The following is a 20,587-nucleotide window of genomic DNA, read 5'->3' on the forward strand; positions in this document are numbered from 1 at the left end:
TCCATGCCTGACGTACTCAACAGTTTTTATGCAGGCGGCGAAAACCTGCTGGGCCCGACCACCTGGACCTTCGCCTGGACCCTGCTGAAAATCGTGCTGGTCCTGCTGCCGCTGATGGGCCTGGTGGCCTACCTGGTGCTGTGGGAGCGCAAGCTGATCGGCTGGATCCACATCCGCGTGGGTCCGAACCGCGTCGGCCCGCTGGGCCTGCTGCAACCGATCTCCGACGCCCTGAAGCTGCTGCTCAAGGAAATCGTGACACCGGCGAAAGCCACGCCGAGCCTGTTCGTCATCGGCCCCTTGATGACGATCATGCCGGCGCTGGCCGCCTGGTCGGTGATCCCGTTCGGCCCGGAAACCGCGCTGGCCAACGTCAACGCCGGCCTGCTGCTGCTGCTGGCGATCACCTCGATGGAAGTCTACGGCATCATCATCGCCGGCTGGGCTTCGAACTCGAAGTACTCGTTCATGGGCGCGATGCGCGCCTCGGCCCAGATGATCTCCTACGAAATCCCGATGGGCTTCGTGATGGTCGTGGTGCTGATGGTCTCGGGTTCGCTGAACTTCTCGGACATCGTCGGCGCCCAGGCGCGCGGCTGGTTCGTCGAGCACGGCATCAACCTGCTGTCGTGGAACTGGCTGCCGCTGCTGCCGCTGTTCGTGATCTATATCATCTCCGGCCTGGCCGAGTGCAACCGCCACCCGTTCGACGTGGTGGAAGGCGAATCGGAAATCGTGGCCGGCCACATGGTCGAGTACTCGGGCATGGCCTACGCGATGTTCATGCTGGCCGAGTACGCCAACATGATCCTGATCGGCACGATCGCCGCGATCATGTTCCTGGGCGGCTGGGAAGCTCCGTTCTCGTTCCTGGAATTCGGCGGCGGCTTCGGCGGCTTCTTCTGGCTCTTCGTCAAGGTATTCATGATTCAGTCGCTGTTCATCTGGATCCGCGGCACCTTCCCGCGCTACCGCTATGACCAGATCATGCGCCTGGGCTGGAAAGTGTTCATCCCGGTCACCCTGGTGTGGCTGGTTCTGGTGGCGGGCGTGATGCAGACGCCATGGAACATCTGGAAGTAAGGACGTAAAACAAAATGACACGACTAAAAGACTTCGTCGGCAGCCTGATGCTGTCCGAATTGCTCAAGGGACTGGCGCTGACCGGCAAGTATGCGTTCAAGCGCAAGATCACCGTCCAGTACCCTGAAGAAAAGACCCCGATGTCGCCGCGCTTCCGCGGCCTGCACGCGCTGCGCCGCTACCCCAACGGGGAAGAGCGCTGCATCGCCTGCAAGCTGTGCGAAGCGGTGTGCCCGGCCATGGCCATCACGATCGAATCGGCGCAGCGCGAGGACGGCACCCGCCGCACCACGCGCTACGACATCGACCTGACCAAGTGCATCTTCTGCGGTTTCTGCGAAGAGTCCTGCCCGGTCGACTCGATCGTCGAGACGCATGTGCTGGAATACCACGGCGAAAAACGCGGCGACCTGTACTACACCAAGGAAATGCTGCTGGCTGTGGGCGATCGCTACGAGAACGACATCGCTGCCGCGCGCGCTGCCGATGCCAAGTACCGCTAATAACAATAAGGCCCAAGCGTAAAGTCATGGAATTTTCAACTGTTCTGTTCTACGTGTTCTCGGCAGTCATGGTGCTGTCCGGGTTGCGCGTCATTACCTCCAAGAACCCGGTGCACGCCGCGCTGTTCCTGGTGCTCGCGTTCTTCAACGCCGCCGGCATCTGGATGCTGCTGAAGGCCGAGTTCCTCGCGATCGTGCTGGTGCTGGTCTACGTCGGCGCCGTCATGGTGCTGTTCCTGTTCGTCGTGATGATGCTCGACATCAACGTCGACCGCATGCGCGAAGGCTTCTGGGGCTACCTGCCGCTGGCCTCGGGTATCGGCGCGCTGGTGGTGCTGGAAATGGCCGCCGTGCTGTGGCGCGGTTTCCTGGGCGCCGGTGACGCGCCGTCCGACGCCGCCGTCGGCCACATCGGCGGCACCAAGGAACTGGGCCGCCTGATCTACACCCAGTACATCTACGGTTTCGAGATCGCCGGCCTGCTGCTGCTGGTCGCGATCATCGCCGCCGTGGCCCTGACCCTGCGCAAGCGCAAGGACAGCAAAGCCATTGACCCGGCCGATGCCGTCCGCGTCAAGCGTAACGACCGCCTGCGCATCGTCAAGGTGCCGACGGTGAACCAGAAGGCAATTGACGATGCAGCGATTGCTGCCGCTGCTGCCGCTAATGCCAACAAGGAGGCTCCGTGACTCTGTCGCTCGCTCACTATCTGATCCTGGGCGCGATCCTGTTCGCGATTTCCGTGGTCGGCATTTTCCTGAACCGGAAGAACATCATCATCCTGCTGATGGCCATCGAACTGATGCTGCTGGCGGTGAACCTGAACTTCGTCGCCTTCTCGCACTATCTGGGTGATGCTGCAGGCCAGATCTTCGTGTTCTTCATCCTGACTGTCGCGGCCGCCGAATCGGCGATCGGCCTGGCGATCCTGGTGGTCCTGTTCCGTAACCTGGACACGATCAACGTGGAAGACCTCGACAGCCTGAAGGGCTAAGCGGTTTGGCTTGTCAACTCCTCGATATACAGACATAAGGTTCATAAAAAATGGCGGGGCAATTACTCAACCCTAACCTCCTGCTCGCGGTGCCTCTGGCACCACTGGCGGGCTCGGCGATCGCCGGCTTGCTGGGCACGAAGTTCTTCGGCAACGTGGTCGGCCGCACCGTGTCGCACACCGCGACCATCGGCGGCGTCCTGATCGCCATGATCATCTCGATCATGACGCTGATGGACGTCATGAACGGCTCGACCTTCAATGGCGACATCTACACCTGGATGACCATCGGCAGCATGAAGATGGCCGTCGGCTTCCAGATCGACGCGCTGTCGGCGATGATGATGTGCGTGGTGACCTCGGTGTCGCTGATGGTCCACATCTACACGATCGGCTACATGGCCGAGGATGACGGCTACAACCGCTTCTTCTCGTACATCTCGCTGTTCACGTTCTCGATGCTGATGCTGGTCATGTCCAACAACTTCCTGCAGCTGTTCTTCGGCTGGGAAGCGGTGGGCCTGGTCTCCTACCTGCTGATCGGCTTCTGGTACACCCGTCCGACCGCGATCTTCGCCAACATGAAGGCCTTCCTGGTCAACCGCGTCGGCGACTTCGGCTTCATCCTCGGTATCGGCCTGTTGCTGGCCGCGACCGGCACCATGCACTACGGCGAAACCTTCGCCAAGGCCGGCGACCTGGCCAACATGACCGTGCCGGGCACGAGCTGGCCGCTGCTGACCGCCGCCTGCATCTGCCTGTTCATCGGCGCGATGGGCAAGTCGGCGCAGTTCCCGCTGCACGTGTGGCTGCCGGACTCGATGGAAGGCCCGACCCCGATCTCGGCACTGATCCACGCCGCGACCATGGTTACCGCCGGCATCTTCATGGTGACCCGCATGTCGCCGCTGTTCGAGCTGTCCGACACCGCGCTCTCCTTCATCATCGTCATCGGTTCGATCACCGCGCTGTTCATGGGCTTCCTGGGCATCATCCAGAACGACATCAAGCGCGTGGTTGCGTACTCGACGCTGTCGCAGCTGGGCTACATGACCGTGGCGCTGGGCGTCTCGGCCTACAACGTGGCCGTGTTCCACCTGATGACCCACGCCTTCTTCAAGGCGCTGCTGTTCCTCGGCGCGGGTTCGGTCATCATCGGCATGCACCACGACCAGGACATGCGCAACATGGGCGGCCTGCGCAAGTACATGCCGATCACCTGGATCACCTCGCTGCTCGGCTCGCTGGCCCTGATCGGTACCCCGTTCTTCTCGGGCTTCTACTCGAAGGACTCGATCATCGAAGCGACCGCCGCTTCGCACCTGTGGGGTTCGGGCTTCGCCCACTTCGCCGTGCTGGCCGGCGTGTTCATCACGGCGTTCTACTCGTTCCGCATGTACTTCCTGGTGTTCCACGGCAAGGAGCGTTTCGGCCTGGCGCATGCGCACCACGGTCACGACGACCATGCTCACGCCCACGATGCGCACCAGCAGAAGGTCGCCGCGCACGATCACGATGCGCACGCGCTGCACGATGCGGACGCGCACCATGAAGAAGAGGAGGACGATCACGGCCACCATGGCTTGGCCCCGGGCCAGAAGCCACACGAGTCGCCGCTGGTCGTGACCCTGCCGCTGATCCTGCTGGCGATCCCGTCGGTCATCATCGGTTTCCTGGCGATCCGCCCGATGCTGTTCGGCGACTTCTTCAAGAACGTCATCTACGTCAACGCCGAGCGTCACCCGGCGATGGAAGAACTGGCGCACGAGTTCCACAGCGCCGCGGCGATGGGCGTGCACGCCTTCACCACCGCACCGTTCTGGCTGGCCCTGCTGGGCGTGGTGGCTGCGTTCTACTGCTACATGATCAATCCGCGCGTGCCGGCAGCCTTCTACAAGGCGCTGCGCCCGATCCATACGCTGTTGGACAACAAGTACTACATGGACAAGTTCAACGAGGTGGTGTTTGCCGGCGGCGCCCGCGGCCTGGGCAAGGGCCTGTGGCAGATCGGCGACCGCGTCCTGATCGACGGCCTGGTCGTCAACGGTTCCGCCAAGCTGGTGGGCTGGTTCTCGTCGGTCATCCGCACGGGCCAGACCGGTTACATCTACCACTATGCGTTCGTGATGATCCTGGGCGTGCTGGGTACGCTGCTGTACTTCTTCCCGTTCTGGCAGGCTTAAAAGAGAGAAAAACAAGATGCAGTCCACGATTTCAACCTTTCCTCCTTACCTTAGCCTGTCGGTCTGGCTACCGATCCTGTTCGGTATCCTGATCCTTGCCGTCGGCCGCGACAGCAAGGCGGGTTTCACCCGCGTGCTGTCGCTGGTGGGCGCGGTGGTCAGCTTCCTGCCGACCATCGGCTTGATGATGAACTTCAGCAATACCGCCCACGGCCCGCAGTTCGTCGAAAAGGCCGCCTGGATCGAACGCTTCAACATCCAGTACTACCTGGGCATCGACGGCCTGAGCCTGTGGTTCGTGCCGCTGACCGCCTTCATCACGATCATCGTGATCATCTCGGCCTGGGAAGTGATTCAGGAACGCGTGGCCCAGTACATGGGTTCGTTCCTGCTGCTGTCGGGCCTGATGATCGGCGTGTTCGTGGCACTGGACGGCCTGCTGTTCTACTTCTTCTTCGAAGCCACCCTGATCCCGATGTTCATCATCATCGGCGTCTTCGGCGGCCCGAACCGGGTGTATGCGGCATTCAAGTTCTTCCTGTACACGTTCATGGGCTCGCTGCTGACCCTGGTCGCGATCATCTACCTGTACAACAAGTCGAACGGCTCGTTCGACATCCTGGCCTGGCACCAGCTGCCGCTGACCATGAAGGAGCAGGTCCTGATCTTCCTGGCCTTCCTGATGGCCTTCGCCGTCAAGGTCCCGATGTGGCCGGTGCATACCTGGCTGCCGGACGCCCACGTGGAAGCGCCGACCGGCGGTTCCGTGGTGCTGGCCGCGATCATGCTGAAGCTGGGCGGCTACGGCTTCCTGCGGTTCTCGCTGCCGATCGCGCCGGACGCCTCGCACTACCTGGCACCGCTGATCATCGTGCTGTCGCTGGTCGCCGTGATCTACGTCGGCCTGGTGGCGATGGTCCAGAAGGACATGAAGAAACTGGTCGCCTACTCGTCGATCGCCCACATGGGCTTCGTCACGCTCGGCTTCTTCATCTTCAACGCCATTGGCGTGCAGGGCGGTATCGTCCAGATGATCTCGCACGGCTTCGTGTCGGGCGCCATGTTCCTGTGCATCGGCGTGCTGTACGACCGCATGCACTCGCGCGAAATCGCCGACTACGGCGGCGTCGTGAACCGCATGCCGAAATTCGCCGCCTTCTCGGTGCTGTTCGCGATGGCCAACTGCGGCCTGCCGGCCACCTCGGGCTTCGTCGGCGAATTCATGGTGATCCTCGGCGCCGTCGAGTTCAACTTCTGGACCGGCCTGCTGGCCGCGACCGCGCTGATCCTGGGCGCCGCCTACTCGCTGTGGATGGTCAAGCGCGTCGTGTTCGGCAAGATCGCCAACAAGCACGTGGCCGAGCTGACCGACCTGAACGGCCGCGAGTTCTTCATGCTGGGCGTGCTCGCCATCCTGACCATCTACATGGGCCTGTACCCGGCGCCGTTCACCGACTCGCTGCAAGTGTCGGTGGCCGACCTGCTGCAGCACGTTTCAGTTAGCAAGCTGGGCCAATAAACACTATGAATCCGATGATTAACAACACTGTCGCAGCGGCGTCCTACAACATGGCGCCGCTTCACGCGGAAATCTTCCTGGTGGTCGCGGCTTGCGCAATTCTCCTGATCGACATGTTCTCGAAGGATGAAAAGCGCAACCTGACCTACATCCTGTCGCTGCTGACCCTCGCGGGCTGCGCGGTATTCACGTGGATCGACTTCCGCGCCGGCACCACGACCTACACGTTCTACAACATGTTCGTGTCGGATCCGATGGCCAACCTGCTGAAGCTGTTCACCTACCTGGCCGTGGGCGTGACCCTGGTCTACTCGCGCCAGTACTCGGGCGAACGCGGCATGATGTCCGGCCACATGGGCGGCGAGTTCTATGTGCTCGCGCTGTTCACCACCCTGGGCCAGATGATCATGATCTCCGGCAATAACATGCTGCCGATCTACCTGGGCCTGGAACTGATGTCGCTGTCGCTGTACGCGCTGGTGGCGATGCGCCGCGACCACGCGATCTCGACCGAAGCCTCGATGAAGTACTTCATCCTGGGTTCGCTGGCCTCGGGCTTCATGCTGTACGGTATCTCGATGATCTACGGCGCCACCGGTTCGCTGGACCTCACCACGATCGCCCAGAAAGTCGCGGCGACCGACGCCAACCGCACCATCCTGGTGTTCGGCCTGGTGTTCCTGGTGGCCGGCATGGCCTTCAAGCTGGGCGCCGTGCCGTTCCACATGTGGGTGCCGGACGTGTACCAGGGTTCGCCGACCGGCGTGACCCTGCTGCTGGGCGCCGCGCCGAAGCTGGCCTCGTTCGCGATGATGCTGCGCATCCTGGTGGAAGGCCTGGGGCTGCTGTGGTTCGACTGGCAGCAGATGCTGCTGGCCCTGGGCGTGCTGTCGCTCGCCGTCGGTAACCTGACCGCGATCGCCCAGACCAACCTGAAGCGTATGCTGGCCTACTCGACCATCGCACAGCTCGGCTTCGTCATGCTGGCCATGATGTCGGGCGTGGTCGGCGGCGACGCCAGCCACGCGCCGGTCGCCTACAGCGCCGCGATGTACTACACCATCACCTACGTGCTGACCACGCTGGGCAGCTTCGGCCTGATCATGATGCTGGCCCGTGCCGGCTTCGAAGCGGAAGAGCTGTCCGACTTCCGCGGCCTGGCCAAGCGCAGCCCGTGGTTCGCGATCGTCATGACCGCCCTGATGTTCTCGCTGGCCGGCGTGCCTCCGATGATGGGCTTCATGGCCAAGTGGGCCGTGCTGCAGGCAGTGGTCGAGACCGGCCAGCTGTGGCTGGCGATCGTGGCCGTGCTGTTCTCGCTGATCGGCGCCTTCTACTACCTGCGCGTGGTCAAGACCATGTGGTTCGACGACGTGGCCGACGCCTCGCCGATCGTGACCCCGGTCGACATGCGCGTGGTGCTGTCGCTGAACGGCGTGCTGGTCGTGGTCCTCGGCGTGGTGCCGGGCGGCCTGCTGGCTGCCTGCCTGAGCGCCATGAAGGCCACCCTGGGTACCTGATCCCGCGTGGATATATCCTTCGCTGCCTGGTTGGTGATCGCGGTCGCGATCGCGTTCGCCAACCTGCCTTTCCTTAGCGAGAAGGCATTCGGTTTCGTGCCCCTCTCGCCCGGGAGGGGAGGCGCCTCGCCAGAGGCGCACACGAAACACTTCGTGATCCGCCTTCTCGAGTTGTTTGTCTTATACTTCGTCGTCGGCGCACTGGCCTACGCATTGGAATCCCGCATCGGTAACGCGTTCGCGCAGACCTGGGAGTTCTATGCGATCACCGGCTGCATGTTCGTCGTCCTGGCGTTTCCCGGTTTCGTCTATCGGTATCTGCGGAAACGCCGCAGTTAAGTATCCGCGCCGGCGCCTGATGGCGCCGATGTGTTTTTACCGACGTACTACCGGAGCACAGATGGACGATTCCCACCTGAGAGAAACCCGCATCGACGGCAGCGTCGCCTACGATGGCCACTTCCTGAAAGTCTCGAACGACCGCGTGCGCCTGCCGAACGGCGCCGAGACCGGCCGCGAATTCATCCGCCACCCTGGCGCGGTCGTGATCCTGTGCCTGTTCGACGACGGCCGCGTGCTGCTCGAGCGCCAGTACCGCTACCCGAACGACCGCGTGTTCATCGAACTCCCGGCCGGCAAGATCGACGACGGCGAAGACTCGCTGGTCGCCGCCAAGCGCGAACTGGAAGAGGAAACCGGCTACACGGCCAGCGACTGGCAGTTCGTCTGCACCATCCACAACGCCATCGCCTACTCGGACGAGCATCTCGACCTGTTCATCGCGCGCGGCCTCACCGCAGGGGAAGCGAAGCTGGACGAAGGCGAGTTCCTCGACATCTTCACCAGCACCATTCCCGAGATGCTGGAGATGGTCAGGCGCGGCGAGATCACCGACGTCAAGACCATCATCGGCAGCTTCTGGCTCGAGAAGATCGCGGCCGGCAGCTGGACGCCGACCGCCTGGACGCCGAAGGCCGCCTAAGTGGGACATGCGCGGCGGGCTGCCTTTGCAGGACTGGCGCTGATGGCCTTGGCCGGCGCCGTCCAGGCACGCTCGCCGTTCCAGTTGCGCTGCGAAGCGATGGCGGCGACCGCCAGTGCCACCTTCACTTCCCACGATAACGGCTACCGCATCGACAACAGCATTTCCTACCGCGCGCTGACGCAGATGAAGCGTCCCTACGTCGGCAGCGGCTACGTGCTGGGCCTGACCCGCACCGAGTCGCGCGTGTCGATCAAGGTCGACGGCAAGATGCTGGCCGACCCCGCCACCGGCCTCGAATGCGTGGCCCCGCGCATCGAAGTGGCCTTGTACTACCAGCCGGTCGTGATCTACGTCGGGCGCGAGTTCAAACCCGACACCTGCTCATATCGCGAGATACTTGCGCACGAAATGCGTCACCTCAAGTCTTATATGGACTACCTGCCGAAAGTGGAAGAGCGGGCGCGCGAACGGCTCGGCCGCCGCTTCGCCGGCAAGCCGCTGTACGCGGCATCCGGACGCGGACGCGATCTGCTGCAGGGCGAGATCGACCGCGGCTGGATGCCCTACATCAAGGCCGAGATGGCCCATGTGGAAAAGCTGCAGGCCGACATCGATAGCCCACGTGAATATGCGCGTCTCAGCAAAGTTTGCCAAGGTGAGGTACAGTCCCTTATTGGATCGACAAGACGTTCCCCCTCCTGACCCACGATTACATGACTCAAGCACCACGTTATTTCGCATTGATACCCGCTGCCGGCGTCGGCGCCCGCATGGGTGCCGGCAGCCCCAAGCAGTACCTCAAGCTCGGCGGCAAGCCGATGCTGCGCCACACGCTCGACGCCTTCCTGTCGAGCGACCTGGTCGCGCACACCTTCGTGGTGGTGAGCCCGGACGATCCCTACATCGACGCCATCGCGCCGAGCCACGGCGTGACCGTGCTGCGCTGTGGCGGCGCCAGCCGCATGGAGTCGGTGCGCAACGGCCTGGCCGTGCTCGCCAATACGCTGGCCCCGAGCGACTGGGTGCTGGTACACGATGCCGCGCGCCCCGGCCTCACCGCCGAACTGATCGCCAAGCTGATTGCCGGCACCGGCGACCACCCGGCCGGCGGCCTGCTGGCGCTGCCGGTGGTCGACACCGTCAAGCGCTGCATCGAAGGCGAAGCTTGTGGGACCGTTCCGCGCAACAACTTGTGGCTGGCCCAGACCCCGCAAATGTTCCGCTATCAATTGTTGCGCGAAGCGCTGTCGGCGGATGCCGATCCGAATACGATTACCGATGATGCCAGCGCGGTTGAAGCACTGGGATTGACCCCAAAATTGGTGGAAGGCCACCCCCGCAACCTGAAAGTGACGCTGCCCGACGATATCCGCATCGCCGAAATGTACCTGGCACTGTCCCAACCTGAATTCGTATAAAGACTATGGCTCTCGCATCGTACAACCCGACTCCGCCGTTCCGCATCGGGACCGGCTATGACTGCCATGCACTGGTCGAAGGGCGCAAGCTCATCGTCGGCGGCGTGACCATTCCGCACCGCCTCGGCCTGCTCGGCCACTCCGATGCCGACGTGCTGCTGCACGCGATCATCGACGCGCTTCTCGGCGCCGCCGCACTCGGCGACATCGGCAAGCATTTCCCCGACACCGACCCGATGTTCGCCGGCGCCGACTCGCGCACGCTGCTGCGCGAAGTCGCCTCGCGCGTGCTCGCCACCGGCTACACCATCGGCAACATCGACGCCACCGTCATCGCCCAGCAGCCGAAGATGGCGCCGCACATCCCGCAGATGGTCTCGCGCATCGCCGAAGACCTGGGCGTGTCGCCGCAGCAGGTGAACATCAAGGCCAAGACTAACGAGAAGCTCGGTTTCCTCGGACGCGAAGAGGGCATGGCGGCGCAGGCGACGGCTTTGCTGGTGAAGGCGTCGGCTTGAGCTGAGGACGGCGCTGCCTGCGGCGGCGCTTTCCATATTAGTTACCTCATGAACGTCGTCCCCGCGCAGGCGGGGACCCAAGTTCTGCGTGCATTATCGGTACGCGTGCAACTTGGGTCCCCGCCTTCGCGGGGACGACGTATTTGTGGCGTTGAAAAACAACCCCAGCCGTGCAGCTTTCCCGGCAACGTGCCACACTGGCAACCATAACAAAACCGGGGAACCACATGCCGACCACACCAGAGATGAGCCCGCGCACAGCCTGGCTCCTGATCCTGTCCGCCGCCGCCATCCTGATGCTGACCATGGCCGCGCGCCTCACCACCGGCCTGTTCCTCTCGCCGATCAACACCGCCACCGGCCTCGGCGTCGCCTCGATCAGCCTGGCGCTGGCGGTCGGCCAGTTCATGTGGGGCGCTTCGCAGCCGGTGTTCGGGGCCGTCGCCGACAAGTACGGTCCGGGGCGCGTGATCGTGCTGGGCGGCGTGATGCTGGCCGCCGGCCTGGCCGCGACGCCTTTCGTGTCGTCGCAGTGGGGACTGATGCTGACGCTCGGGATACTGTCGGCGGCCGGGGCCGGCGCCGGCAGCTTCTCGATCCTGATCGGCGCCACCGCGCAGCGCCTGCCGCCGGCACGCCGCCCGTTTGCCGCCGGCTTCATCAATGCCGGCGGTTCCTTCGGCCAGTTCGTGTTCGCGCCGCTGGTGCAGTTCACGATTGCCGCCAGCGGCTGGGTGGTGGCGATGGTGGCGCTGGCCGCGACCACGCTGCTGACCCTGCCGCTGGCCTGGCCATTGCGCGGCAAGCCGCCGCAGGCAACGGCCACGGGCGCGCAGGACGACATGGGCCTCGGCCGCCAGGTGCGCGCGGCATTGCGCGACCGCAGCTACCTGTGCCTGCACGCCGGCTTCTTCACCTGCGGCTTCCACATCGCCTTCCTGGCCACCCACCTGCCGGGCGAAGTCGCGCTGTGCGGCCTGCCGGCCGGCGTCGCCGCCACTTCGCTCGGCCTGATCGGTTTATTCAATATCGCCGGTTCACTGACGGCCGGCGCGCTCGGCCAGCGCTATCGCATGAAGTGGCTGCTGGCGCTGATGTACGCCAGCCGCGCCGTCATCATCGGGCTGTACCTGATGGCGCCCAAGAGTGCGCTGACGTTTTATGTGTTCGCCGCCGCGCTCGGCTTCACCTGGCTGGCGACGGTGCCGCCGACCGCAGGCCTGGTCGGCAAGCTGTTCGGCACGCGCTACCTGTCGACCCTGTTCGGCCTGACGCTGCTGTCGCACCAGGTCGGCGGCTTTTTCGGCGCCTGGCTGGGCGGGCTGGCGTTCGTGCGCTTCGGCGATTTTTCGTGGATGTGGTACGCCGACATCCTGCTGGCCCTGGCGGCGGCGCTGGTCAATTTGCCGATCCGCGAAGCGCCCGTGCACCCTGCCGCGGCAATGACAGCAAAGGCTTGAGATGGCACGCGATCCCTGGGCTTACCGCGACGTCGCCGTCGAATCCGTAATCGACCCGCGCAGCGGCCGCTTGACAATCAAGCCGGTGGCGGGGCAGGCCTATTCCACCGCGATGCGGGTGCAGTGCTCGCGCATGCTGGTCGACCCGGAACACTACCCCGCCGGCACCCGCTTCCTGATCCGCGCCAAGCTGACCGACCGCGGCGGCGCACCCTTCCTGTACGCCTGGCATGGCGACCCGGTCAAGGTGCTGGGGAAGCGCGAGGCGGCGTCCTTCCTCGACGAGTACCGGCGGCGCCGCATCTGAGCCTATTTGCGACTCAGGCCAGCTTCTTCTGCAGGTGCTTTTCCAGTTCTTCCAGCGACTTGCCCCTGGTCTCGGGCAGGCAGGCCGCCACGAAGATGTAGGAAGCGACGTTGATGGCGGCGAACACGTAGAAGGTGGCGCTGCCGAACTGTGCCATGGCGAGCGGGAACAACAGGGCCACCAGGCCGTTGAACAGCCATTGGCAAGCCACGGCGCTGCCGGTCAGGACGCCGCGCAGACGCATCGGGAACAGTTCCGACATCAGCAGCCAGTACACCGGCGAGATCAGCATCTGCATGAACAGCAGGAAGCACAGGATGCAGGCCAGCGCGGCATAGCTTTTCAGCGGGCCGTCCGGCATCCACAGCAGCACGGTGCCGAGGGCCGCCTGGGTGGCGATCGTGAAGCCGAGGCCGGTCAGCATCATCGGGCGGCGGCCGTGGCGGCCGATCAGCCAGATGCCGATGAAAGTGGCGATCACGGCGACCACGCCGTTGCCGATGGTGGCGAACAGCGCCGCGTTGGTACCGAGGCCGGTCGACTTCAGGATGATCGGCGTGAAGTACATGAAGGCGTTGACGCCGGTCAGCTGGGCCACGAAGCCGAGGCCGATGCCGATCCACAGCAGCTTGCGGATCCAGGGCGTGCCCATCACCGCGGCCCAGCCGGTCTGTTCGTGTTCGATCTTGTTGAGCTTGACCATGTCGGCCAGTTCGGACTCGACCTGGGCATCGCTGGAGCGGATCTGCTGCAACACGGCACGCGCTTCCTTCATGCGCCCCTTGCTGGCCAGCCAGCGCGGCGAGGCCGGCACCAGCAGCATGCCGATACCGAGCAGCACGGCCGGCACCGCGGCGATGCCGAGCATGTGGCGCCACACGTTCGGCGAGTCCGAAAAGTGGGCCAGCAGCGCATTCAGCACATACGCGATCAACTGGCCGCCGACGATCATCAGTTCGTTCTGGCTGACCAGGCGCGCGCGCCGGCTTGGGCCGGCCATCTCGGCGATGAACACCGGCACCGTCGACGAGGCGCCGCCCACGGCCAGGCCGAGCACGAAGCGCATCGCGGCCATGACCGCCACCGAAGGCGCCAGTGCGGTGCCGAGTACGCCGATCATGAACACCAGCGACAGGCCAAGCAGCGTGGTGCGGCGGCCATAGCGGTCCGACAGCGAGCCGGCCATCAGCGAGCCGAAGGCGGCGCCGAACACCAGCGCCGAGGTGACCACGCCTTCGGTCAGGGGTGTCAGGCCGAGACCGCCCTGGGCGGCCGGTACGGTCATGAAGGGGAGGGCGCCGGAGATCACGCCGGTGTCGTAGCCGAAGGCCAGTGCACCCATGGTGGCGGCGATGGCCACCTTGAAGACGAAGCGGTTTTCCTTGTTGTCGGCGGACGCGGGGGCGGCCGCCATGGGAGGTGCTGAAGACATAGTTACCTTTCTTGGGGGTAATGCCTGAGCCGGGGCGGGCGCGTCCTGCGACCACCTGGCGCATCACCTTTTTAGTTAATTAGCAACTACATTGTAACCAATTATGTCGATTGACGTGCTCGACCGTGTTTTTACCTGCCGTTCACCGCACATTGCCGGCACTTGCGAACACGCCGCCGGCGCCCTCGAGGATGCGGCGCACGGCAGGGTGGTCGATGCGCCGTTCCACCGTCACCGCATGGAATTGTTCGACGATCGAATCGACCGTGCCGACCGGGCGCAAGCCGTACTCGGCGCAGATGGCGCTAGCAAGCACGGTCGGGGCCGCGATGAAACCGGTGCCGGCGCGCGCGAAGGCGTTCAGCAGGGCGCCGTCGTCGAATTCGCCGACCACGATCGGCCGCAGGCCGTGCAGGTCGAACCAGGCTTGCAGCCGGCTGTGCACGGCCGCCTCGACGCCGGGCAGCAGGAAGGGCGCACCCTTCAGGCGCTGGGGGAAGGGGCCTTCCCAGGCCGCGCACAGGTCGGGGTGGCCGAGCACGGTCAGCGTGCTGGAACCGAGCAGGTGGGTATGGCCGCGCAGCGCATTCAGCCGATGCGTACCCGGCGGCAGCCCGCGGTCGGCGATCACCAGGTCGAGCCGGTGCGCGCCGAGTTCCAGCATCAGCGCATCGAAGCCGCCTTCGCGGCAGACCAGGCGCATCGCCAGCCCGGCATCGTGGGCCGGCTGCAGCAGGCGGAAGGCCATGGTCTTCGGGATCATGTCGCACACGCCGACTCGCAGGGTCTCGGGCGCGCGGAACAGGCCGCGCCGCACGTTCTGCTCGAGTTCGTTGCCGAGGTCGAAGATGCGTTCGGCGTACAGCAGCACGGTCTTGCCGGCGTCGGTCAGCTCCAGCACGCGTCCCTTCTTGCGGAACAGCGCTTCGCCGAACTGGTCTTCGAGCAGCTGCAGCTGGGTGCTGATCGCCTGTGCCGACACGTGCAGGCGCAGGGCCGCCGCCGCTACGGTGCCGCTGGTGGCCACCGTATAGAAATATTGCAGGTGCTTGTAGTTGATCAAGCAAACACTCCAAAAATATTGAGGATTACGAAAGATTAATCGATTTTACTTTCGTATGCCCTGGCTTTACGCTGAAGCCTCATGACATTTTTGGAGTAATACCATGCGCACCTATCCCACCGACAGTCCCAAGGCCGTGTGCCGCCTGCTGGCCCTGGCCATGATCGTGGACGGCCACCTGGCGCCGTCGGAACTGCGGGCGCTGCGCCATTCCGGCATCCTGCAGCGGGTCGGCGTCAGCGAGGACCTGTTCGACGACGTGGTACAGGAAGTGTGCGAAGACTTGCTGGCCAGTGCCGACCGCCGCAGCGCCAGCGAGGTCGAGATCGACAGCCGCATGCTCGACGCCCTGCTGCGCGAGATCCGCGACCCGGCGCTGCAGCTGGCGCTGATGAAGGCCATGCTCGATATCGTCCATGCCGACGAGGTGCTGGACGGCCGCGAAAGCCTGCTGATCCAGCGCGGCTTCAAGGCGTGGGGTGGGCCGCCGCCGATGCCGGTGCCGGCTGCGGTGCGATCATCAGCCGGTTCGTATACGGGCTGAAGCGGGCGCGCCCGCGGTAGTGCACCGGGGCGTACTCGTACATCAGGCAGGGCAGCAATGAATACTGGATCACCAGCAGCAGGCGCGGGCGCGTCTGCGGCGGCACGCCCTTGTGGATGCCCTTGTTGTCGATCGCGATCGCGGTACCGGCCGGCCCGGTGATGGCGATGCTGCCGCCGTGGCGGCGCTGCACGTCCGGGTCGGCATAGCGCTGCATGCGCAGCGGCATGCGGTCGAGGTGGCTGCGCGGGACGTAGTGGTGCGGGCCGGACCTGTCGTCGACGTCGGTCAGGTAGACCAGCAGCTTGATGCTGCCCGGCTCGACGTCGCGGTGGAAGTGCTGGACGTCGGCATCGCCGTCGCCGCCGGCCGGAAACGACCAGCGCAGGCCCATCAGCGTGATGACCGGCGTGTAGCCGAGGTAGCCGGCTGCGAGCGCCAGTATGTCCGGGCGGTTTGCCAGGTCCAGCACGTGCGGGCAGTTGACGACGGTCTCGAGCGGATAGTCGCCGATGTTCGCGTCGTGCGGCACGCTGTCCAGCGTGAACGCCGCGCCGTTGCCGCGCGCCGCGATCAGCGGACGCGGACGCAGCCAGGCCAGCATCTCGGCGCATTCGGACGGCGACAGCAGCCGGTCCATCCGCAGGAAACCCTGTGCACGCAGGATCGCGACCCGCGGGCCCGGCTCGCGCGGGCGGCCCTCGCGTCCGTGCAGCGCGCCCAGCCCGGCGACCAGGGCGCGGGTGGTGACGCGCCGCAGGCGCCGGCTGGTGCAGACGCGCTGCGCGTAATAGCCGAGCAGCTTGAGACGGGCGCGCGAACCGCTGCGGACGGACAGGTATTTTTGCATGGGCTTCCCGGTAGAGTCGAAGAACGGGTGCTGCCTGATATAACAGGTAATTGTAGAGCGGAAATATTGCAGCTTATTGACGCTGGCGCGTTAAACCATGTAAATATCGGGCCGCATGCGCGCGCCTGCGTCCGCGGGCGCCAGCGCACCAGCTGCGTGCCTGCCGCCATCGAAAATCGCTACACTGCCAGCTCCGCACCATCATCCATCGAACGCGAAAGGACCGACATGGCAACCCGCAAGATCGCAGTACTGGTAGGCAGCCTGCGCAAGGCTTCGTTTACCCGGAAGCTGGCCAAGAGCCTGATGCTCGCCGCGCCGCCCACGCTCGAACTGGACATCGTCGAGATCGGCGGCCTGCCGATGTACAACGAAGACGACGAGACCGACACCCCGCCCCCTAGCTGGACCGAGTTCCGCGACCGCGTCCGCGAAGCCGACGGCATCCTGTTCTGCACGCCGGAATACAACCGTTCGCTGCCGGGCGCGCTGAAGAACGCCATCGACGTCGGCTCGCGCCCCTACGGCAAGGCCGCCTGGACCGGCAAGCCGTGCGCCGTGGTCAGCCAGTCGCCGGGCGCGCTGGGCGGCTTCGGCGCCAATCACGCGGTGCGCCAGACCCTGGTTTTCCTCAACATGCCTTGCATGCAGATGCCGGAGGCCTACATCGGCGGCATCACCGGCAAGTTCGACGGCGACCAGCTTACCGACGACGGCCTGCGCAGCTTCCTGCAGCAATTCATGGGATGCTTCGCGACCTGGGTGGAGCGCCATGCCGACTGAAGCATGAGCGAGCAGCCCGACTATGTGCCCCAGGCTCCCTCCACCTACGGGCGGCCGCCGCCCGGCCTGCGCCGGCACATGTACGACGTCATCTTCGAGGCCGACACGCCGGCCGGACGCCGCTTCGACATCGCGCTGGTGGGCGCGATCATGCTCAGCATCCTGGTGGTGGTGCTGGACAGCGTGCCCCAGCTGCACTTCGGCTACGGCTGGGTGCTGAACCGGCTGGAATGGGGATTCACGCTGCTGTTCACGGCGGAATACATCGCGCGCCTGGTGTGCGTGCGGCGCCCGTGGCGCTATGCCCTCAGCTTCTATGGCGTGATCGACCTGCTGTCGGTCGTGCCCACCTATTTTTCGCTGCTGGTGCCGGGCACAGAACTATTGATCGACATCCGCATCCTGCGCCTGCTGCGCGTGTTCCGCATCTTCAAGCTGACCCTGTACCTCGAGGAGTACACGCGCCTGGGCGAGGCGCTGGCGGGGAGCCGGCGCAAGATCGCGATCTTCCTGTCGGTGGTGCTGATGGCGATCCTGATCCTCGGCACGCTGATGTACGTGGTCGAAGGCCCGAAGAACGGCTTCACCAGCATCCCGGTGGCGATGTACTGGGCCACCGTCACCATGACCACGGTCGGCTACGGCGACATCACCCCGCACACCCACCTGGGCAAGGCGATCGCCTCGTTCATGATGCTGCTGGGCTGGGGCATCCTGGCGGTGCCGACCGGGATCGTGACCGCCGAGATGTCGGCCCGGCGCGGCGACCGCCGCCACGGGCCGGCACGCGCGCTGGCCAAGGCGGTGGCGCCGCCGCAGCGCCCCATCTGCCAGGCCTGCGGCAGCGGCGGGCATGAGCTCGGTGCCCGCTTCTGCAAGGATTGCGGGGCGCCCCTTAGAACCTGAACCCGGCGCGCAGGTAGTAATACCCGCCGTTGATCCCGAACGGCGAGAAGCTCGGGTACACCGTCACCGCGCCGTTGTCCAGGTTGGCGCGCTGTTCGGCCAGCAGGGCACCGTTCACCTTGTCCGGATACTGGTTGAACAGGTTGTTGGCGCCGGCCGACACCGTCCACGCCTTGCCGATCTGGTAGCTGACCTCGAGGTCGGTGATCGCGGTCGGCTTCACCTCGGTCTCGTAATAGGTGGCGCCGTCCGACGACTGCAGTTCCGAGGCCTTGCCGTAGAAGGCTTCGCGCAGGTTCACGGTCCACGGGCCGCTCTTCCACAACGCGCCCAGGTTCACGCGCATGCGCGGCGAGGCGGTCTCGAGGTCCGAGATCGCGGTGCGGTCGAGCAGGGTCTGCGGCTGCAGCTGGGCCGGGGCCTGGTTGATGCGGATCACCTGCACCTTGTTGTAGTTGGCCGCCATCGACCAGTCGACCCTGCCGGCGCTGCCGTAGTTGCTGTTCAGCGTGGCGACGAATTCCAGCCCGCGCGAGCGCGTGTTGACCGCGTTCGAGAAGATGTTGATGCCGGTCTGGACCACGGTCGGGTCGAGCACGTTGCCGTTGGCCAGGATCGCCGCGGTGACGGCCGGCGAGTTGACCGCGCCGCCCGAGCCGTACAGCGAACCGGAGCCGACGATGCGGTCGCGGATCGTGATCTGGTAGGCGTCCAGCGTGATCGCCAGGTTGGCCTGCGGGTTGAGCACGATGCCGGCGCTGATGTTGGTCGAGGCTTCCGGTTTCAGGCCGTCGATGCCGACCAGGCGCGCGCCCGGCGAGTTCGGCGCCAGCTGCACGAAGGCGCTGCGCGGCGACACGTTGGTGGCCGAATAATAGGACTCGGCAAGGGTCGGGGCGCGGAAGCCGTTCGACCAGGTGGCACGCACCGCGGCGGCCGGCGAGAAGTCATAGCGGCTGGTCAGCTTGCCGACGCGGGCGCTGCCGAAGTCGCTGAAGCGCTCGTAGCGGCCGGCCAGGTCGACGGTCCAGCCCTTGACCGGTTGCCCGGCCAGGTTGACGTAGACCGCCTTGTTGTTGCGGCTGTGCTCACCCGCGTCGGTCAGCGAGAAGCCGGGGAAGGATTGCGACCCTTCCTTGTAGCGCGAGGCGGCGTCGCCGGCGCCGATGGCATAGGTGTCGCGCCGGTGTTCGAGGCCGACGGCGAAGGTCAGCGGCGTGGCCCAGCCGGTGTCGAATTCGTGGCTCAGGTCGAGGTTGTTGGTCCACTGGCTGGCCACGAACTGGCCTGCATGGAAGGTAAGCGGGGTGGCGCCGGTGTCGTTGAACAGCGAGATGTTGGCCGAGTGCGCGACCCCGATGTCGGCCTTGTCCTTGCCGTAGGTGCTGGACAGGTCCCAGCGCCAGGCGCCGGGCAGCTGGCCCTTGATGCCGGCGGTGAAGGCAAAGTCTTCCTCGTCGAAGGTTTCCTGCGGCGAGAAGCCGGTCGGGTAGATCGACGGCAGCCGGTCCGGCGTACGGTAGTTCTCGAACGCGGCCGCCTCTTTCTTGCCGTAGGTGGCGAAGCCGTACAGGCTGAGGTTGGGCGACAGCTCGGCACCGAAGTTGGCGGCGGCGATGTGCTGGCGGTACTGGGCGTCGCCGGAAATGTGGTTGACGTTGGGGTAGCCCGGGTGGTCGCGCAGCTGCGGGTAGCGCAGCAGGTTGGCGGCGTCGATCACGCGCGGGTCGATCCCGCCGCGGTCCGAGAAGCCGTGGTACTTGGTCTCCAGGGTCAGGCTGAGGAAGGCGTCGGTGAAGGGCGTGAGGCCGAGGTTGACGCTGCCGTCGCCGGTGCGGCCGCCGCCGTCGCCATAGCCGCCGCCGTTGACGTTGCCGTTGCCGCCCTGGTAGTTCGATTTCAGGATGATGTTGACCACGCCGGCGATGGCGTCGGTGCCGTACTGCGCGGCGGCGCCGTCCTGCAGCACCTCGACGTGGTCGATCGCCGCCACCGGAATGTAGTTCAGGTCGGCCGCGGCGCCGCCCTGGTAGGGGCCGCCCAGCACGGCCAGGTTGGCGGTGCCGTGGCGCCGCTTGCCGTTGACCAGCACCAGCGTGTTGTTGGGCGACAGCCCGCGCAGGCGCGCCGACAGCGTCATGTTGGCCATGTCGCCGCCGAAGGCCTGGGCGGTCAGCGAGGGCAGGTTCTGCGACAGCGCCTGGATCAGGTCCGGCTGGCCGGTGCGCGCCAGCGAGGTGGCATCCAGCACCTGCACCGGCGAGGCGCTGTTTTCGACTTTCAGGCCGGCGGCGCGGGTGCCGGTGACGATCACGACGCCGCTGTTGGTGGGGCCCGATGCCGGCGCTGCGGCAGCGGCATCCGGTGGCGCGACCGGCTTGTCGTCGTCGGCCGCGTGGGCAAGGCCCAGGCTGCAGGACAGGACACCGGCGGCGACGCCGGAATGGAGAATGGCCTTGTGCATGTTGTACCCCTGATCTTGGAAAAACGTCGTTGTTGGAATGCGTGTCGGGCGATGC

The 20,587-nt window shown here is 65.2% G+C and carries 21 protein-coding genes; 17 read left to right on the plus strand and 4 right to left on the minus strand.

Going from position 1 to position 20,587, the window contains the following annotated elements:
* Positions 1-3: 3 nt before the first annotated feature.
* The 14 genes from nuoH to U1H99_RS06860 all read left to right on the plus strand — a co-directional run bounded on the left by nuoH (position 4) and on the right by U1H99_RS06860 (position 12,490).
* Entirely contained in the window at positions 4-1,083 is a 1,080-nt protein-coding gene (gene nuoH / locus U1H99_RS06795) for an NADH-quinone oxidoreductase subunit NuoH (RefSeq protein ID WP_375341584.1), read from the plus strand.
* 14 nt (positions 1,084-1,097) lie between these two features.
* Entirely contained in the window at positions 1,098-1,586 is a 489-nt protein-coding gene (gene nuoI, locus U1H99_RS06800; RefSeq protein WP_141833485.1) for an NADH-quinone oxidoreductase subunit NuoI, read from the plus strand.
* Positions 1,587-1,612: 26 nt separating this feature from the next.
* The gene (locus U1H99_RS06805; RefSeq protein WP_323140956.1) at positions 1,613-2,275 is read left to right on the plus strand and encodes an NADH-quinone oxidoreductase subunit J; all 663 of its coding nucleotides are present in this window, start codon (positions 1,613-1,615) and stop codon (positions 2,273-2,275) included.
* On the plus strand, positions 2,272-2,580 hold the full coding sequence (gene nuoK / locus U1H99_RS06810; RefSeq protein ID WP_036168632.1) for an NADH-quinone oxidoreductase subunit NuoK: 309 nt from the start codon (positions 2,272-2,274) through the stop codon (positions 2,578-2,580). The genes U1H99_RS06805 and nuoK overlap by 4 nt, the downstream gene beginning before the upstream one ends.
* A gap of 50 nt (positions 2,581-2,630) precedes the next feature.
* Positions 2,631-4,763 carry an NADH-quinone oxidoreductase subunit L gene (gene nuoL / locus U1H99_RS06815; RefSeq protein WP_323140957.1) on the plus strand — a complete coding sequence of 711 codons (2,133 nt, stop codon included), beginning with the start codon at positions 2,631-2,633 and terminating at the stop codon, positions 4,761-4,763.
* A gap of 16 nt (positions 4,764-4,779) precedes the next feature.
* A complete protein-coding gene (locus U1H99_RS06820; RefSeq protein ID WP_323140958.1) occupies positions 4,780-6,282 on the plus strand; it encodes an NADH-quinone oxidoreductase subunit M in 1,503 nt (500 codons plus the stop codon).
* 5 nt (positions 6,283-6,287) lie between these two features.
* The gene (nuoN, locus tag U1H99_RS06825) at positions 6,288-7,802 is read left to right on the plus strand and encodes an NADH-quinone oxidoreductase subunit NuoN (RefSeq protein WP_323140959.1); all 1,515 of its coding nucleotides are present in this window, start codon (positions 6,288-6,290) and stop codon (positions 7,800-7,802) included.
* A 6-nt stretch (positions 7,803-7,808) separates the two neighbouring features.
* Entirely contained in the window at positions 7,809-8,141 is a 333-nt protein-coding gene (locus U1H99_RS06830) for a DUF2818 family protein (protein ID WP_323140960.1), read from the plus strand.
* 61 nt (positions 8,142-8,202) lie between these two features.
* The gene (locus tag U1H99_RS06835; RefSeq protein ID WP_323140961.1) at positions 8,203-8,784 is read left to right on the plus strand and encodes an NUDIX domain-containing protein; all 582 of its coding nucleotides are present in this window, start codon (positions 8,203-8,205) and stop codon (positions 8,782-8,784) included.
* Between the two features lie 42 nt (positions 8,785-8,826).
* Entirely contained in the window at positions 8,827-9,489 is a 663-nt protein-coding gene (locus U1H99_RS06840) for a hypothetical protein (RefSeq protein ID WP_323140962.1), read from the plus strand.
* An 11-nt stretch (positions 9,490-9,500) separates the two neighbouring features.
* Positions 9,501-10,205 (plus strand): 2-C-methyl-D-erythritol 4-phosphate cytidylyltransferase, encoded by a 705-nt coding sequence (gene ispD, locus U1H99_RS06845; RefSeq protein ID WP_323140963.1) that lies wholly within the window; start codon positions 9,501-9,503, stop codon positions 10,203-10,205.
* A 5-nt stretch (positions 10,206-10,210) separates the two neighbouring features.
* On the plus strand, positions 10,211-10,723 hold the full coding sequence (ispF, locus tag U1H99_RS06850) for a 2-C-methyl-D-erythritol 2,4-cyclodiphosphate synthase (RefSeq protein WP_141833506.1): 513 nt from the start codon (positions 10,211-10,213) through the stop codon (positions 10,721-10,723).
* A gap of 227 nt (positions 10,724-10,950) precedes the next feature.
* Positions 10,951-12,183, plus strand: a complete 1,233-nt coding sequence (locus U1H99_RS06855) for an MFS transporter (RefSeq protein ID WP_323140964.1) — start codon at positions 10,951-10,953, stop codon at positions 12,181-12,183.
* A gap of 1 nt (position 12,184) precedes the next feature.
* Positions 12,185-12,490, plus strand: a complete 306-nt coding sequence (locus U1H99_RS06860) for a hypothetical protein (protein WP_323140965.1) — start codon at positions 12,185-12,187, stop codon at positions 12,488-12,490.
* 13 nt (positions 12,491-12,503) lie between these two features.
* Here the strand turns inward: U1H99_RS06860 and U1H99_RS06865 are convergent, their stop codons facing one another.
* Together U1H99_RS06865 and U1H99_RS06870 are read right to left on the minus strand one after the other, a co-directional pair.
* Positions 12,504-13,904, minus strand: a complete 1,401-nt coding sequence (locus U1H99_RS06865) for a sugar porter family MFS transporter (protein WP_323140966.1) — start codon at positions 13,902-13,904, stop codon at positions 12,504-12,506.
* A 160-nt stretch (positions 13,905-14,064) separates the two neighbouring features.
* The gene (locus U1H99_RS06870) at positions 14,065-14,985 is read right to left on the minus strand and encodes a LysR family transcriptional regulator (RefSeq protein WP_323140967.1); all 921 of its coding nucleotides are present in this window, start codon (positions 14,983-14,985) and stop codon (positions 14,065-14,067) included.
* Between the two features lie 103 nt (positions 14,986-15,088).
* On the opposite strand from U1H99_RS06870, the gene U1H99_RS06875 reads away from it, so the two are divergent.
* Entirely contained in the window at positions 15,089-15,529 is a 441-nt protein-coding gene (locus tag U1H99_RS06875; protein ID WP_323140968.1) for a tellurite resistance TerB family protein, read from the plus strand.
* Here U1H99_RS06875 and U1H99_RS06880 read toward each other — a convergent pair.
* Entirely contained in the window at positions 15,453-16,379 is a 927-nt protein-coding gene (locus tag U1H99_RS06880; RefSeq protein ID WP_323140969.1) for a phytanoyl-CoA dioxygenase family protein, read from the minus strand. The two genes, U1H99_RS06875 and U1H99_RS06880, sit on opposite strands and share 77 nt — an antisense overlap.
* A gap of 228 nt (positions 16,380-16,607) precedes the next feature.
* Here U1H99_RS06880 and U1H99_RS06885 point away from each other — a divergent pair, with 228 nt between their 5' ends.
* Both U1H99_RS06885 and U1H99_RS06890 read left to right on the plus strand, forming a co-directional pair.
* Positions 16,608-17,162, plus strand: a complete 555-nt coding sequence (locus U1H99_RS06885; protein ID WP_323140970.1) for an NADPH-dependent FMN reductase — start codon at positions 16,608-16,610, stop codon at positions 17,160-17,162.
* Between the two features lie 3 nt (positions 17,163-17,165).
* Positions 17,166-18,068, plus strand: coding sequence for an ion transporter (locus U1H99_RS06890; protein WP_323140971.1), 903 nt, complete (start codon positions 17,166-17,168; stop codon positions 18,066-18,068).
* On the opposite strand, the gene U1H99_RS06895 is transcribed toward U1H99_RS06890, so the two are convergent.
* A complete protein-coding gene (locus U1H99_RS06895) occupies positions 18,058-20,532 on the minus strand; it encodes a TonB-dependent receptor plug domain-containing protein (protein ID WP_323140972.1) in 2,475 nt (824 codons plus the stop codon). The genes U1H99_RS06890 and U1H99_RS06895 overlap by 11 nt on opposite strands.
* Between the last annotated feature and the right edge of the window lie 55 nt (positions 20,533-20,587).

Source organism: Massilia phyllosphaerae, from assembly GCF_034659755.1.
GTDB lineage: Bacteria > Pseudomonadota > Gammaproteobacteria > Burkholderiales > Burkholderiaceae_D > Telluria > Telluria phyllosphaerae.